The 15,274-nt window shown below is 60.5% G+C and carries 8 protein-coding genes; 5 read left to right on the top strand and 3 right to left on the bottom strand.

Annotated features, from left to right (window positions below; all coding sequences use genetic code 11):
• Positions 1 to 57 precede the first annotated feature (57 nt).
• Complete coding sequence (locus Q7J58_RS22950; protein WP_304832450.1) at positions 58 to 2,415, top strand: MFS transporter; 2,358 nt, start codon at positions 58 to 60, stop codon at positions 2,413 to 2,415.
• Positions 2,416 to 2,516: 101 nt separating this feature from the next.
• Here the strand turns inward: Q7J58_RS22950 and Q7J58_RS22945 are convergent, their stop codons facing one another.
• From Q7J58_RS22945 to Q7J58_RS22935, 3 genes are all read right to left on the bottom strand, one after another.
• On the bottom strand, positions 2,517 to 3,845 hold the full coding sequence (locus Q7J58_RS22945; protein ID WP_304832448.1) for a glycoside hydrolase family 30 protein: 1,329 nt from the start codon (positions 3,843 to 3,845) through the stop codon (positions 2,517 to 2,519).
• Between the two features lie 71 nt (positions 3,846 to 3,916).
• Complete coding sequence (locus Q7J58_RS22940; protein WP_304832446.1) at positions 3,917 to 5,662, bottom strand: hypothetical protein; 1,746 nt, start codon at positions 5,660 to 5,662, stop codon at positions 3,917 to 3,919.
• Between the two features lie 49 nt (positions 5,663 to 5,711).
• The gene (locus Q7J58_RS22935; protein ID WP_304832444.1) at positions 5,712 to 6,947 is read right to left on the bottom strand and encodes a porin; all 1,236 of its coding nucleotides are present in this window, start codon (positions 6,945 to 6,947) and stop codon (positions 5,712 to 5,714) included.
• 399 nt (positions 6,948 to 7,346) lie between these two features.
• Between Q7J58_RS22935 and Q7J58_RS22930 the strand changes: the two genes are divergently transcribed.
• From Q7J58_RS22930 to glk, 4 genes are all read left to right on the top strand, one after another.
• On the top strand, positions 7,347 to 9,620 hold the full coding sequence (locus Q7J58_RS22930) for a glycosyl hydrolase (protein WP_304832443.1): 2,274 nt from the start codon (positions 7,347 to 7,349) through the stop codon (positions 9,618 to 9,620).
• Between the two features lie 98 nt (positions 9,621 to 9,718).
• Positions 9,719 to 10,537, top strand: coding sequence for a glycoside hydrolase family 16 protein (locus tag Q7J58_RS22925; protein ID WP_304832441.1), 819 nt, complete (start codon positions 9,719 to 9,721; stop codon positions 10,535 to 10,537).
• Between the two features lie 255 nt (positions 10,538 to 10,792).
• On the top strand, positions 10,793 to 13,930 hold the full coding sequence (locus Q7J58_RS22920; protein ID WP_304832439.1) for a hypothetical protein: 3,138 nt from the start codon (positions 10,793 to 10,795) through the stop codon (positions 13,928 to 13,930).
• A 256-nt stretch (positions 13,931 to 14,186) separates the two neighbouring features.
• The gene (gene glk, locus Q7J58_RS22915) at positions 14,187 to 15,170 is read left to right on the top strand and encodes a glucokinase (protein WP_304832437.1); all 984 of its coding nucleotides are present in this window, start codon (positions 14,187 to 14,189) and stop codon (positions 15,168 to 15,170) included.
• Positions 15,171 to 15,274: the final 104 nt, after the last annotated feature.

The raw sequence follows: 15,274 nt of genomic DNA, 5'->3' as shown, positions 1-15,274 counted from the left end.
CCACCCGCGCCATCAGATGGCCCAGCACGCAGCACACCGCACCACAGAAAGCCAATCATGACCCAACCCGTCGCCACTTCAGCGCACAAGATCCCATTCGGGCAGAAGGTTGCCTTTGGACTGGGCATGCTGGCCAACCAGATGTTCCCGGCGGCGCTGGGCATTTTCATGGTGGTGCTGGTGCAGGATCTGGGCTTCCCTGCGTGGATGTGGGGCGTGTTGTTCTTTCTGCCGCGGGTCTTCGATTCGGTCACCGACCCGATCATGGGTTTCATTTCCGACAACACGCGCTCCACCTGGGGCCGGCGCAAGCAGTACGTGCTCATCGGCGCCATCGTGATGGGCATCTCTTTCATTGCGATGTGGCAGCTCCACCGCGAAAACGGCGTGGCCTACAACTTCATCTACTTCCTGTGCTGGTCGCTGGTGTTCTACACCGGCCTCACGTTGTTCAGCATCCCCTATGTGGCCATGGGCTACGAGATGAGCGACGACTTCCACGAGCGCACCAGCATCATGGCGGTGGCGCAGTGGATCGGTCAGTGGGCCTGGGTGATTGCGCCCTGGTTCTGGGTCGTGATGTACGACCCGGGCTGGTTCGAAAACGCCGACACGGCCACGCGCACCTTGTCGGTCGGCGTCGGCATCGTCTGCATGCTGCTGGCCATGGTTCCAGCGCTGTTCCTGCCCAGCCGATCCACAAAAGATGACACCCATCTGATCCCGCTGAACTGGGCCAATGTCGGTGGCGGCATGCGGGAGATTGTCAGCGGCTTCAAAGATGCCTTGCGCATCAAACCCTTTCGCAAACTCTGCTTCTCCACCTTCCTGATCTTCAACGCTTTCAACACGGTGGCGGCGTTTTCGTTCTTCATCGTGGTCTACCACCTGTTTCAGGGCAATGCGCCGGCGGCCGGCATCTGGCCCACGCTGTTTGGCAGCATTGGCGCGCTGATCACCACCTTCGCGGTCATTCCCACGGTGGCGTGGATGTCCCGGAAGATGGGCAAGAAAAATGCCTTCATGCTGTCGCAGGGCATTTCCCTCGTGGGCTACGTGTTGCTGTGGTTTCTGATGATCCCGGGCAAGCCCTACATGTTCATGTTCGCGCTGCCGTTTTTCTCGTTCGGCATTGGTGGTCTGTTCACGTTGATGATGTCCATGACGGCGGACGTGTGCGACCTCGACGAACTGGCCACCGGCAAGCGGCGCGAGGGTATCTTTGGCGCCATCTACTGGTGGATGGTCAAGTTCGGTTTCGCCATCGCCGGCCTGCTCAGCGGCGCCATCATGAGCTGGGTTGCGTTCTCGCCGGGTGCTGCCGTGCAGCCCGCTGGGGCTGTGGACGGGCTGCGGTTGTTCTACTCCGGCGTGCCCATCTTTGGGACGCTGCTGGCCATGTGGATCATGCGCGATTACGACCTGGACGAGGCGCGGGCCACCGAGGTGCATGCCGAGCTCGCACGGCGCAAACGGCGTGCGGCGGTCACTTCGTCCCAGGGCTCAGGGGTGCGGCCCTGGCTGGAGGAGCACGGCCTGCACCTGCCTGCCATGCCCGGCGCGCCCCTGTCCAGCAAGACCGCTGCACAAATCAGCGGGCTGTATGCCGAGCAACTGCACAACGGTGTGTACGGTTTGTGCTTCAGCGCCTACACCGAAGGGCAGGGCGTGGGCGACACCCTTTTGGAACACAACATCCGCAGACGCATGGAGCTGGTCGCCCCCCACACGCGGTGGGTGCGGTCCTTCGCCTGCACCGAAGGTCACGAGCTCATTCCCGGCCTGGCCCGTGTCAAAGGATTGAAGACCATGGCGGGTGCCTGGATCAGCCAAGACCGTGAGCGCAACGAGCGCGAGATAGAAGCCCTGGTGGCACTCGCCCAACAAGGGCTGGTCAACATCGCGGTGGTGGGCAACGAGGTGCTGCTGCGCGAAGAGCTGCCAGAGGCCGAACTGCTGGCGTACATCCGTCGGGTCCGGGCCGCCGTGCCGCAAGACGTGCCCGTGGGTTGCGTCGATGCCTATTACCAGTTCCTGGAACGCCCGGCGCTCACGGCGGCCTGCGACGTGTTGCTGCCCAACTGTTACCCCTTCTGGGAAGGCGTTGACATCACCATGGCCCCTCAGTACCTGCGCCGCATGGTGGGGCTGGTGCAAGCGGCGGGAGGTGACAAGCGCGTGATCGTCACGGAAACGGGTTGGCCGGGGAACGGGCAGGCGGTGGCCTCGGCCGTGCCATCTGCTGACAACGCCATGCGCTACTTTGTCGAGGTTCAGCAATGGGCTCGCAGCGAAGGGGTCAAGCTGTTCTACTTCTCATCGTTCGACGAGCCCTGGAAGTCACGTCAGGAAGGCGAACTGGGGGCGCAGTGGGGCTTGTGGGACAAGGACGAGCAGCCCAAGTACGGGGCTTGAAGGCAGAGCCCCCGGCATGGCGCAGCGCATGGTGTGGACTCGGACCAACCCATGCGCAGAGCGCGTCCCAGCGCCACTCCGGTGGGTTCGCCGGGTGTGTTTTAAGGCAACAACAACGTCGCGATCGACCGCGCGGGCAACACGGTCAGGTGCCGGTGGCCACCGGTATTCAGTGAAAACGGCAGTGGCTGCTTGGTGCGGTTCATGGCGACCACCACCACGCCACCGTCGGGGTTGACGAACGCCGTGGCCTCCAGCGCCTCGCGGGTCGATGCGCACAAGATACGTTGGGCGCCGGGCTGTACAAAGCGCGCAAAGTGTCCGATGTAGTGGTAGGAGCTTTGCCGTTCAAATCGATCGTGGTCGGGGTCCACCAGAATGGGTGCGCTGCAATAGTTGCCCACATGGTTGGGCCCACCTTGTGTGTCCAGCAGCAGGTTCCAGTCGATCCAGCCCACGGTCCAGCGGTTGATGTCATGGATCATGGAGCGCGCGTAGCGCTCGCCCAGTGCCCAGGAGCCGGTGTGTGGTCCGCCTTCCTGGCAGCCCTCGGTGAACAACAGGTGTTTGTCGGGCCAGGCGTCGTGCAGCAGCTGCACATGGTCGAAGTGGTCTTCACCGTACCAGTGAAAGCCGGTGCCCCAGACGTACTTGGCGGCTTCGGGATCGGCGTACACCGTGCCGGCGCGTTCCACCATCAGGTCGCGGTTGTGGTCCCAGATGACGATGCGCACATGGCCCAGACCGGCCGCTGCCAGTTCGGGGCCCAGGTGGTCGCGCACGAAATCTCGTTCTTCTTCAGCGCTGTAAATACACGAGTCCCAACGCTGTGTGGCTGCTGGCTCGTTTTGCACCGACACGCCCCACACGGGAACGCCGTGCGCGGCATAGGCTTGAATGAATTTCACGTAACAGCGGGCCCAGGCGCTCCGGTGTTCAGGCCGCAGTTGGCCACCCTGGTTCATCTGTCCGTTGGTCTTCATCCAGGCGGGTGGGCTCCACGGTGACACCAGCAGCTGGATCTGACGATGGGCCACCCGTTGCGCTGCTTGAATGAATGGGAGCAGGGCTTGCTCGTCGCGGGCGATGCTGAAGTGCTTCAGGGCTGTGTCACCCGGCGTGTCGGCGTGGGCGTAGTTGCCCAGGGCAAAGTCGCAGCTGTTCATGTGCACGCGGCACAGCGTGTAGCCGTGGCCATGGGGGTGTCCAAAGTAAGCCTGCAACAAAGCTTCTTGTTGTGCGGGGCTGAGACTTTGCCAGCGAACGGCCGCCGCTTCGGTAAAGGCGCCTCCAAATCCCTCCATCGTCTGGAAGCGGCGTGCGGGATCGATCCAGACCGAGGCGAGGTTGTCGGTGTGCTCCACAGCGGGAATGAACGTTTGTTCGCTCAGGCGCTGGTCGCTGTCGCGTGAGGTGATGAAAGTGCGCATGGTGTGTGTCGAGGACGAAAAAAAACGGCGTCCCGTCCCAAGGACAGAACGCCGCAGGGGATGGTGCTTGCTCAGCGGGCCCAGTGAATCCCGTCCACGTTCAGCGGGGTCCTGATGTTCGAGTTCAGATCCTTGCCGGTAAAGGTGTACCGATCCGCGATGTAGAAAGGATTCACCACGAGGCGGAAATCAAGCTTCGGATTTTTCGCCTTGAAGACGCTCAACGGAATGGACACCCGACACCAGGCGCCGGTGTTGCAATAGCCGTACTCGCCGTTGCCAAATTGCACAAAAGCCTCTTGTGCATTGCCATCTGCGTCCAGCGTGGAAAGGCCGAACTCGATCTTGCCAGGGTAGGTGGTGTTGATCGACGCATTGACAAAGCCGAAAGCCGAGAGGTTTTGGGTTGTGCGTGAGACCTGGGGGTTGTACAGCAGTCCCCACCCGTAGTTGGCCGGTGCCGGCGTGATGGACATGCTGACGCTGCCGTCACCTGGGGCAAATGTGGACGTGTCGGCCAGATTTCTGGGCGCTGTCGTGCCGTCAAATGCATCGAGGTTGTAACCTGCCACGGGCGCTGCTGTCGGGGCATCTGAATACAGGGTGAACTGATTGCCCGCGAAAGGCTCGTTGATGGTGGGCGGTACAAAGTACACCGCGTCGGTGTCCTTGAGGGTTGTGCTTTCCCACAGGCTTTGCGGATACAGGTTTTGAACCACATAGCGGGCCTTGCGGTTCACGTTGAACAAACCCCAACCGTCGTCACTTTGCTTCCAGGGTTCGTCAAAGGCTTCAAAGTAAATGATGTTGGCCGGGCCGGTACCGCTCACCCGACTTTCCTGGCGCCACGTCTCCAGACGCTGAAAATACATTTTTTGATTGACCGGGTGGGCGCGCAAAGTCTGATCGCCGGTGATGCGGGCTTTCCAGCCGGTTTCTCCGATCACGATCGGCATCTTGCCAAGACCCATGCTGTCGAGCGCATCGCGTGAACCTTGGTATTGTTTTTTCAGTTCGACGATGCTGGCGTCCATCATGGCCGCCGCACGCGCCGGACCGGGTGGTACGCTCAATTGTTTCCAGTCCCAATAAAAGGGGCTTTCCGGAAACTCCGTGTCGATGTTGGGGTAAGCGTGAATGGCCGCAAAGTCAATCTGGTCGGTGATGACTTTGGGAATCGGGTTGGAGAAGAACAGGAAGTTGTCGTCGGTGGTGACGGGTTGGGTCACACGGTCTCTGACGTATTTGATGTAAACCGCCATATCGGCCGGATCGATGGGCACGATGGACCAGTTGACCATCGTCTCGTTGCCCACACTCACCGCCAGGATGGTGTCTTTGTATTTGGCGTTTGTGGCCAACGCCACAGCACGGTCCAGCTCGCGTCCATTCCCTGCTTTGATCTCTTCCTGGGTGTAAGGGTTGGCCACGTATTTGAACGAGTTGACGTAGGCGCCCAGTTGAACTTTGATGTCCAGGTTGTTGTCGGCGATGACATCCAGAACCAATTTGGCTACTTTGTCGGAGCTGTCAAACAAGCGGATCAGACGCATGTTGCCTTGAACCAGCAAGTCCAGATCTTCTTTGACCATGGCTGTCGTGATGGTTTCCGTGTCCCGATTTCCGGATCTGAATGGGCTGTAGGCCACGGCCTGGCGGGCCAGGTATTCGGCGGGCAGCGCGCGCGGGTTGCTCACGGATACCGCCGTGGGTGAGGGTGCCGTGCTGGTCACACCGCCACCGCCGCAGGCGGCGATCAGCGATGCCGTGAGCACGGCCGCAGCGGCACGTGCAAGTTGTTTCAAAGAGATAGACATGGTGTTGAGTCCTGTGAACGTCATGGGGTGCGTTGGCCGTTGACAGGCGTCAGAACGCATACTTGGCGCCAACGCCAAACCAGTTGCCGGCCTTGGTCACGCGCGAGTCGATGCCATTGACCATGGCGTTGGACGGCATGGACAGCGGTGCCAGACCCTTGAGGCGGTAATGAATCATTCCGCCAAAAATTGAAAACTCCAGCCCGTTACCGTAGGCGTAGGTGGCCTGCAGGGTGTTGATCAGTGCGCTGTTGCTTTGCCCGCGTTCGCTGGGGTTGGCGGTGCGGGCTTTGCCCAGATAGGCCACGCCAGTGGCAAAGGTCCATTTGTCCATGCGGTAACGTGCGCCCAGCGACATATCGGTCGACGTTGCGGAATAGCCTGGATGTGGGACACCATTGACGGAGCCAAACCAATCGATGTTGAAAGGAAAGTTCCAGCGTGGTCCAGGCAGCGCTGCCGCTGCATAAGCACCACTCCATCGGTTGCGGCGCACCGCACCCGAGAGCTCAATCTTCGGATTCAACTGGTAGACGGCTTGAACCAGCGCCACACTCTGCCCGGAATTGCCCAGTTTGCCATCGGCTGCCGCGTCGTAAAACGGGCCACTGAACACCGCTGCGCCAAAGGCACTCGGTGTGCCGTTGCGGGTGTCCTGGTACATCATGTCCAGCGACAAATCCCCTTTGCCGTAGTGGGCCCAGAGTTCAAGAAATCGTGGTTTGTTGATCTTGAAGTCTTTGTTTCCCCCGTCGTAGGTGGCTTCCAGCACCAAGTCGCCTTCGGCCACGTCAAACACCCGGGACGTGTAGCGCACCGCGTTGGTCAGGTTGCGGTAGCCTGCGCCCGTGCCTGCCCATGCATAGGACAGTCCAATGTTGGTGCCAAAGGGGTAGTCGGAGAATTGCCAGGTGCGCGTGAGCATGTGCCCCACGGTGAGGATGCCGTACTCCTCATGGCTCAACGCGATGTTTTTTTCGCGCCAGAAACCGGGTGTGTCTTCCTTTCCGTCGCGCCAGTTCTGGCTCAGTGTGGCCTTGGTTTTGAAACCATTGCCCAGATCGTATTTGGCACCCAGCCACAGCTGGGCCTGGTTGAAGTTGCTGTCTTTGCGTGACAGCGGTTGTCCGGGCAGTACCGCATCTGCCCACGGAAGATGGCGGTTTTCTTCGGGGCTGATCTGGCATGTGGAGGCAGGGCATTGGTTGTTGGCGCGTGTCACGGTCACCTCACCAAACCCGTTCAGGCTGAACATGCCGTCGGGTCCAAATTCAAGTGCATGCACGGTGCTCGCCATGCCCAGGCCGACGGTGGCAGCGCAAGCACCGATCACCAGCCCGCGGCTGGCCGCCCAGGCTGACCGAACGGCCTGGGTATGAGGTTTGTGTAAATGTGATTGAGGTTTCATATCGGTGCCCGTCCGTTGGTGCGTACATTGAAAGCGCTTTCACAAGTGTAGGGAATGCATGCAACGATCGTCAACGGTTACCGTCCCCGTGTTTTCCCTTAGGTCGTTGCGCGTCTGTGCGAATTGCGCCCCGTGCCCTTTTGCGCCGTTCCATGAATGCCTTGGGCGTCACCCGGCAGGCCGGGTAAACCATTACGGGTAATCCTTGTCGTGCAATTTGAAAGCGCTTTCATTATGATCTGGCGAAGCTGTTTGACCCGATAAAAGGATGCTGATATGAGATTTATCCATGCTTGCCAATTGGCTTTCCTGATGGGATGCGCAAGCCTCGGTGCGGCCTCGGCCCAGCCGGTGAAAGCGGGTGCGGGTACCTACTTTCTGACACCCAAGGGCAGTGACAAACCCATGCCTTCGGCACCCATGCGCACCGAAGCCATGCTGAAGACCGCTGCGCAAACCAACCAGTGGTATTCCACGCTGATCTTCAATTCCACACCCGAGGCCATCTTTGCGCACCCGCTGTCGGTGAAACCCACCGCTGCGGGTTTTGAGATGGCGCTGCCCGGCAAAGAGATCGTGCCCACGGTGCGGCGCGATGTGGAGGTGCACTACCCGCACAAAAACCCGTTGCTGTTCACGCCCACTGCGTTCGAGCCGGGGCCTGCCAAGCTGGCCAAAGCCGGTGATTGGTCGATCGATATCTCCATGGCCCGTGGCGTCGACGACTGGCTCATGACCGTGGCGCACGGCAGCCCATTTGTGTCGATGCAAGTCAGCCGTGGCGACATGCGTGTGCGCCTCCCGTCGGATGGCAGTCGCCTGCCCGTGGTCGATCCGCGTGTGCTCGCCCTGCACGTGGGTGGCCAGTCTTACGCCTTGTTTGGACCGGCAGGTGTGACCTGGGAGTCGGTGTCAACCACCGAATGGATCGCACGCTTGCCTGCAGGCAAGGGCTATTTGTCTGCCGCCGCTTTGCCCGACGCGCAGCCCGCCACGCTGGAGCTGTTCGCCCGCCATGCGTATGCGTTCATCACCGACACCCGGGTGGAGTGGACGTACGACCCGAGCCGCAGCCAGGTAGAAACCAGCTTCAAGGCCACGACACGAACCCTTGAAGGGCCCGATAACGGGCCGTTGCTCGGGCTGTATCCGCACCAATGGTTTCAAAACGCTTCGGTACAAGGCAGGCTGGGCCCAGCGTTTGACACCATCCGCGGAAAAATCCATGTGCTGGCTGCCAACAGCTTCCAGAAAACCAACACCTACAGCAGTTTTGTTCCCTTCTGGCCAGCGGTCGGTGGAACGCCCCGCACGGCCGAGCTGGACGATCTGCTCAAAGCCGACAAGCGAACCGCCCGCCGCATGATGCTGCAGAACGGACAGGGCCCTTACTGGCAAGGCAAGGGTATTCAGCGCAACATCAAACTGATGGATGTGGCCGAACAGCAGGGCGACCAAGAAGGCCGTGACCAGCTGTTGGCCATGGTGCAAAAGCGCATGGAGGAATGGTTTTCGGGCGGCAATTCCAAGGGCTACTTTCACCTGGACAAAAGCCTGGGCGTTGTCGCCGCCTACCCCGATGAGTTTTTCCAGGTTGCCCAGATCAACGACCACCATTTCACCTACGGCTACTGGATTCGCACCGCCGCTGAAATTGCACTGCGTGATCCGGCCTGGGCGGCCCAAGAACAGTGGGGCGCCATGGTGGACCTGTTGGTGGCCGACATCGCCACCACCGAGCGAAGCGGCTCCGCGTTTCCCTTTTTGCGCAACTTCGATCCCTACGAAGGCCATTCATGGGCATCGGGTATCGGGCTGGGCGAGTGGGGCAACAACCAGGAGTCGTCCTCAGAGGCCATCAACGCCTGGGTGGGGCTGATTCTGTGGGGCGAGGTCACCGGCAACAAGGCGCTGCGGGATCTGGGCGTTTACCTGTTCACCGCAGAGACCGAGGCCATCAACTTCTACTGGTTTGACATCCACGGGCTGGTGTTTGCACCGGAATACAAAAACGTCGAAGTCAGCATGTTGTTTGGTGGCAAGTACGCCCACAACACCTGGTGGACCGATGAGCCACGCCAGATCAAGGGGATCAATCTGTTGCCCATCACCACGGCGTCCACCTACCTGGGGGTGGACCCGGGTTATGTGAAGCGCAACCTCGACGCTTTGGGTCCTGAGGTGGAGACCTACCGAAAATACGGCAAGCTTCCACCCAACCCGCCCCCACGCGATATATGGCAAGACGTGTTTGCCAAGTACGGTGCCCTGGCCGATCCAACCGCCGCCTTGGCCAGCTGGGACCGTTGGGGTTCTGTGGAAGTGGGTGAAACCCGCACCCATGCCTTGCACTTCCTGTTGAGCCTCCAGCAAATGGGTCTGCCCGACTTCAGCGTGCGTGCGGACACGCTGCTGTACGCGGTGTTCAAGCAGCCCGACGGTCGCAAAACCTACCTGGCTTACAACGCAGGTACCACACCGATGGATGTGACGTTCAGCGACGGCAAGACCCTGACGGTGGCGCCCCGAACCCTGGGTCGTGTGCAATGAGCCAACGCGGACACCATGCGGCCGGTTACATGGGGTGGCTGGTTTTACTGGCCGCTTGCGGGGGAGGTGACGGCGCATTGCCCGATGCTCCGGTGACCGTGCCATCCGTTCCAGGCAGTCAGGTACCAGCACCCGGCGTGCCGACGGTGCCCGAGGTTCCTGGCATCGATGGGTGGCGTCTGGTGTGGAACGACGAGTTCCATACCGATGGTTTGCCCGACAGCCAGAAATGGGCTTATGACACCCACCGGAACCAAGACGGTTGGTACAACGCAGAGCTGCAGTACTACAGCCAGAACCGATCGGAAAACGCTCGCGTTGAGGGGGGCAAGCTCATCATCACCGCCCAGCGCGAGCGGCTCACCACGGCGGCCGACCACGGCAACCAGAATTACACCTCGGCGCGCCTGTACACCAAAGGCAAAGCCAGCTGGACTTACGGGCGGTGGGAGGTGCGCGCCAAGCTGCCCTGTGCGTTGGGTACGTGGCCCGCCATCTGGACGCTGGGTGACGGCATCCCAGACACCGGGGTCTGGCCTCTGGATGGTGAGATCGACATCATGGAGCAGAAAGGTTTTGATGCGGGTGAAAAGACACGCGTGCTTGGAACGGTGCACACCCAGGCTTACCACGGTGGTGGCAGCAAGGGTGAAACCGTGTCACTGCCCACCGCCTGCACCGATTTCAACGTGTATCAGATGGAATGGGATCAGGATCGCATTCGCATTGGCGTGAACGGCTCGTATTACTTCACCTACGCCAACCCGAAAAACGGCAACGTGAACGAATGGCCGTTCTTCAGGCCGCAGCACCTGCTCTTGAACCTGGCGGTGGGGGGCGTGCTGGGTGGTGCGGTGCGAGACGACCAACTGCCCGCGCGCCTGGAGATTGACTACGTGCGGGTGTACCAGCGGTAAGTTCACCGCCCCTTGGACTGGTTGCATGTTGTGCGCCCGTGTGTCGAAAGACCGCGGGCGCTTTTTTGGTCTGTGGTGCCGGCACAGCTGGACAGGTCGGTGGGCTTTCTGCGCCTTCTGCTAGGGAAAGTCCTTAGCGCTGTGTGTTGCCAAAAGCAATCTGACACATTACATTGAATGAAAGCGCTTTCATGGATGCGCTTTCAAACGCATCTTTAAAAAGACGTTTACTTCCACCCTGATCGGAGACAACTCATGCGACCACTCATCTCACACATCCCCCTGACGGCCTGCGCTTTGGCCACCGCACTGTTGGTCAGTGCCTGCGGCGGCGGCGACGCATCGGCGCCTCCCACCGTCATTGGTTCCAGCGGTCTGGCGGTAGACGACTACATCCGTGGTGCCACCGTGGTCTGCGATGCCAATGGAAATGGTGCGTCGGACACCGGCGAGGCCACCGCCACCACCGATTCCACCGGCTTTTTCAAATTCGCAGCCGTGTGTGCCTCCGGGCTGGTGGTCACAGGTGGCACCAACATCGATACGAATTTGCCTTTTGTGGGCAAACTCAAGGCGCCTGCGGGTTCCACCCTCGTGACCCCTTTGACCACGTTGCTCACCGAGGGCATGACCCAGGACCAGATCAACACCGCGCTGGGCTTGCCGGCGGGTACCAACGTGACCACGCTGGACCCGGCACGCAAGGTGGCTGGCGAACTCGTCAATGCCGATCTGTTCCGCAAAACACTGGTGGTTCAGCAGGTGCTGCAAAAAACAGCTGAAGCGCTGGCTGCATTGGCCAACTCCAACGATGTGGCCGCGATGTACAGCCAGGCCACTGCGGCCATGGCCTCTGTGTTGCGCACCCCCGCTGCTGCGAGTCTGGTTGCGGGCGGTGTCGTCAACGAAGCGAGCGTCTCGGCTGTGATCAAGGCCGCCGCAATGCGGGTGGAGGCGGGCGTGAATGCAGACAGCCTGGCCCAGGTGATGGCCAGCGCACTCGCGGCGCAGTCCAAGATCATCCTGGATGCCACCGATGCCCAGTCCATTTCAGACGCAACAAAGGCCCAGCAAGGCAGCGCCACGATCCAGAGTTTTGTGATCGCCAACAAAAGTGCGCTGGAGGGCGTACCCGGTGATGCAACCGCAGCACTTAAAAATCAGCTGGTAGAGCAAGTGGGCAGCGGAACGGTGACGCCACCCCCGCCGCCGCCGCCCGCAAGCGGTACGGTCCTGTTGTCGTTTGACGAAGCCAACCCGGTTTTTGTCGACATGGGCGCCTTTGGTGACGGTTCTCCTTCCGTCGCCGCGGCCCCCACAGGGGGTAGCGGAAACGCACTCAAACTCGACCGATCCGGTGGCTCGAACTTCGGGGGTACCTACTTCAATGTGCCGGTGATCCCCTTCACGGCAGACCGCAAAACCATCACCGCGCGTGTTTATGCGACACGTGCCAACGCTGTGGTTTACCTCAAGGTGGAGGTCGCAGGCGGAGTGTCTACCGAACTGCCTGCCACGGTGACCGCTGCCAACACATGGCAGACCTTGACCTGGAATCTCAGCGGGGTCAATCCAGCAAACAGCTACAACGTCATGGTGTTCTCAGCCGACACGGACGTGGCCAATGTTGGGGCTCAAAGCTATTGGGTTGACGACATCGTTTTGGCACCCGCATCCGACGTGGTTGCGCCGCCGCCACCCCCACCGGCAAACACAACCTGTGACACCAGTACCGAGCAATGCATCAGCTTCAGCGAAGCCAACGCGGGAGCCAATCCCTTCGAAAAGCTGGTGTCTGCAGAAGTGATGACCGATCCAGCCGATTCCAACAACAAGCTGCTGAAAATGGTCAAGGGACCGAGTAGCGAACTGTGGGCCGGAGCCACTGTGTTCACCGCACTCGCCACAGACGGTGACAAAACCATTCGGACGGTGCCAACCGTCGGCCTGGGTGTCAACAAGTCGGTGACGGTGCGCGTCAACTCAGGCGCGGTGGTGGGAACCAAAGTGACTTTGAAGCTGGAAAATGCACTGGGAGCAGGTTCTGTTTATGCCGAGGCGCGCACCACCCAGCAGAACGCATGGGAAACCCTGACGTTCAACTTTGCCAGTCCCAGCGCCGGAACGTTCAACGCCAATGTGAGTTACGACATGGCGTCTCTGTTCCCCGCCTGGAGCGAAATAGAGAAGTCTCAACCGGCCTTGACCGCTGACACCACGTTCTATTTTGATGAGTTGAAATACGCCATGTCAGTGGCAACCCCGCCACCCCCGGCACAAAGCTGCGCAGCACCGGCATGCGTTGATTTTTCGGGTTCAGGCATTGGGTTTGGCCCATTTGAAAACCCGGCAGGCACTGTAGAAATGGGTGTCGATCCTCTTGATGCCGGTAACAAAGTGGTTAAGTTTGTGAAGAAGCCAGCTGACCCCGATTACTTTGGAACCACCATCACCGGCCTGGGTGTCAACCCCGTGCTGACAGACAATGCCAGGACGGTCACGATGCGGGTGTTCTCGCCTGCAGTGGGCACCAACTTCCTGCTCAAGTTGGAAGGTGGCACCGGTGGCAACGCGGCGGTTACTGAAAAAGATGTGGCCACAACGGTGGCGGGCGCGTGGGAAACGCTGACTTTTGTGATGCCCAATACAGGGACCTTTACAACCGTTGTGGTATTTCCCCATGGTCGCAGCAAGGTCGCAAGCGATACAACGATGTACATCGACGATCTTCAGTTTCCAGCGACAGCTGGAGGTTCCGGTGGTAGCGGAGGTGGCACGCCTGGCGCCGTGGTTGATTTGCCGGGTGGCGTATTTGCCGCGAATTACGTTGGCAACACCATCGAAACATGGAAATCTACCGCTGGCGGTGATGTGGGTATTTACATAGACGAAAGCGTAACGGCACCCCTGTGGTGGAGCGGTCTGGCTGCGGGTGATGCAACGCCGAGCGTCTATTTTGGATACGGTGTCAACACCAATCAAAAACCATGGGGTTTCGGTGTCTTCGTGAAAGCGCCCAATAACGGGGCAGCCAACGTAGGCGCTTACACCAACTTGAAGTTGGCGGTGTGGGGCAATGACCAGCTGGTGAACAAGAATCCCCGTCCCAATTTCACGGCGGTGTTGAACGCGCCGGCCATTGGAAGCTGTATCCCGGCGATCAAGAGCGATTTCCAGGTCGCAGGCGCTGGGGTCCAGAACTACGTTTTGCCTTTGGCGGGCTTCAGCTTGTTGCAGGCTTGTGGGCTGGCCAATGTGGCCGCGGTACTGGCCACGGGTGTGACACAGGTCAATGTGCAGGTGCTGGGTGACAACTTGCAATACAACGTAGGTGGTGACGCAGCAGGCCTGTACCCCAACGGTCTGAACATGGGACCGATTGCATTCAACTGAACTGATAAATCCGCGCCTGTGTCAGGCGCAGAGGATGGCAGGCGGTGATGTGGACCCATGCGGTGTTTGAGTACCGCGTCGCCACACACCGTAGAAAGGGCCGATCGGCGACGTTCGGCCCTTTTTCTTCGTCCGAAAAAAAGACAATATGGATGTGTCGGATTGTTCGTAATCAAGTTACACACCGGGTATTATTCAAACCCCGGACGAGACGCCTGTTGGCAGGGTCTCGCAGCCACTTCTACAGCCACTTCCCATGTCTGCATCCACCCCCAACCCCACCCTGTTGCCCCGCTTGCTCGCCGACGTTGGCGGTACCAACGCCCGCTTTGCCTGGCAAGCCGCTGCGGGTGCGCCCATCACCGATGTGCGGGTGCTGGCCTGCGCCGACTATCCGACACTGCAAGACGCCACCCGGGCCTATCTTGACGGGCTGGGCCGGGGCACGCCGCACGCGGTGGCCATTGCCATTGCCAACCCGATCACCGGTGACCAGATCCGCATGACCAACCACCACTGGTCGTTTTCGCAAGCGGCGGTGAAGGCCGAGTTTGGCTTTCGCACGCTGCGCCTGCTGAACGACTTCACCGCCTTGGCGCTGGCACTGCCCGACCTGCCCGCCAGCGAACTGCGCCAGGTGGGTGGCGGTGTGGCGCAGCCCCAGGCGGCCATGGCGCTGGTGGGCGCCGGCACGGGGCTGGGTGTTTCGGGCCTGTTGCCCAACGGTCTGGGTGGCTGGGTACCGCTGGAAGGCGAGGGCGGCCACGTCACGTTGCCCGCCACCACCGCGCGCGAGCGGCTGGTGATGGACGGCTTGATTCGCCGGTATGGCCATGCCTCGGCCGAGCGCGTGGCCTGCGGCCAGGGTTTGCTGGACACCTGCCTGCTGCTTTGCGAAGCCGACGGCGTGACCATGGGCGCCTTCAACAGCGCGGCTGACGTGACCGATGCCGCCCTGAAAGCCGGGCACCCGCAGGCCCTGGAAGCGCTCAACCTGTTTTGCGCCATGCTCGGCTCGGTGGCCGGCAACCTGGCGCTCACACTGGGCGCGCGGGGCGGGGTGTACGTGGGCGGCGGTATTGTGCCGCGCCTGGGCGCGTGGTTTGACACCTCTGCGTTCCGTGAGCGGTTTGAAACCAAGGGCCGGTTTCAGCCGTATTTGAGCGCGTTGCCGGTGTGGGTGATCACCTCGGCTCAATCACCGGCGTTGCTCGGCGCCGCCCGTGCACTGGGCGTTTGAGTTTGAAATTTAGTAACGGATTTGCGGGTTTTCCCTGATGGTTGTTTTCATTAATTAATGAAAAATTAATGACTCCCGACGCGCTGTGCGTGGGGCCAACCAAC

The organism is Hydrogenophaga sp. (assembly GCF_030656115.1).
Taxonomy (GTDB): domain Bacteria; phylum Pseudomonadota; class Gammaproteobacteria; order Burkholderiales; family Burkholderiaceae_C; genus Hydrogenophaga.
This window is presented reverse-complemented; position numbering and strand designations above follow the sequence as displayed.

Coding starts and splice junctions, on each gene's coding strand:
- Q7J58_RS22950 (WP_304832450.1), top strand. CDS start 58: ATGACCCAACCCGTCGCCACTTCAGCGCACAAGATCCCATTCGGGCAG.
- Q7J58_RS22945 (WP_304832448.1), bottom strand. CDS start 3,845: ATGCGCACTTTCATCACCTCACGCGACAGCGACCAGCGCCTGAGCGAA.
- Q7J58_RS22940 (WP_304832446.1), bottom strand. CDS start 5,662: ATGTCTATCTCTTTGAAACAACTTGCACGTGCCGCTGCGGCCGTGCTC.
- Q7J58_RS22930 (WP_304832443.1), top strand. CDS start 7,347: ATGAGATTTATCCATGCTTGCCAATTGGCTTTCCTGATGGGATGCGCA.
- Q7J58_RS22920 (WP_304832439.1), top strand. CDS start 10,793: ATGCGACCACTCATCTCACACATCCCCCTGACGGCCTGCGCTTTGGCC.
- glk (WP_304832437.1), top strand. CDS start 14,187: ATGTCTGCATCCACCCCCAACCCCACCCTGTTGCCCCGCTTGCTCGCC.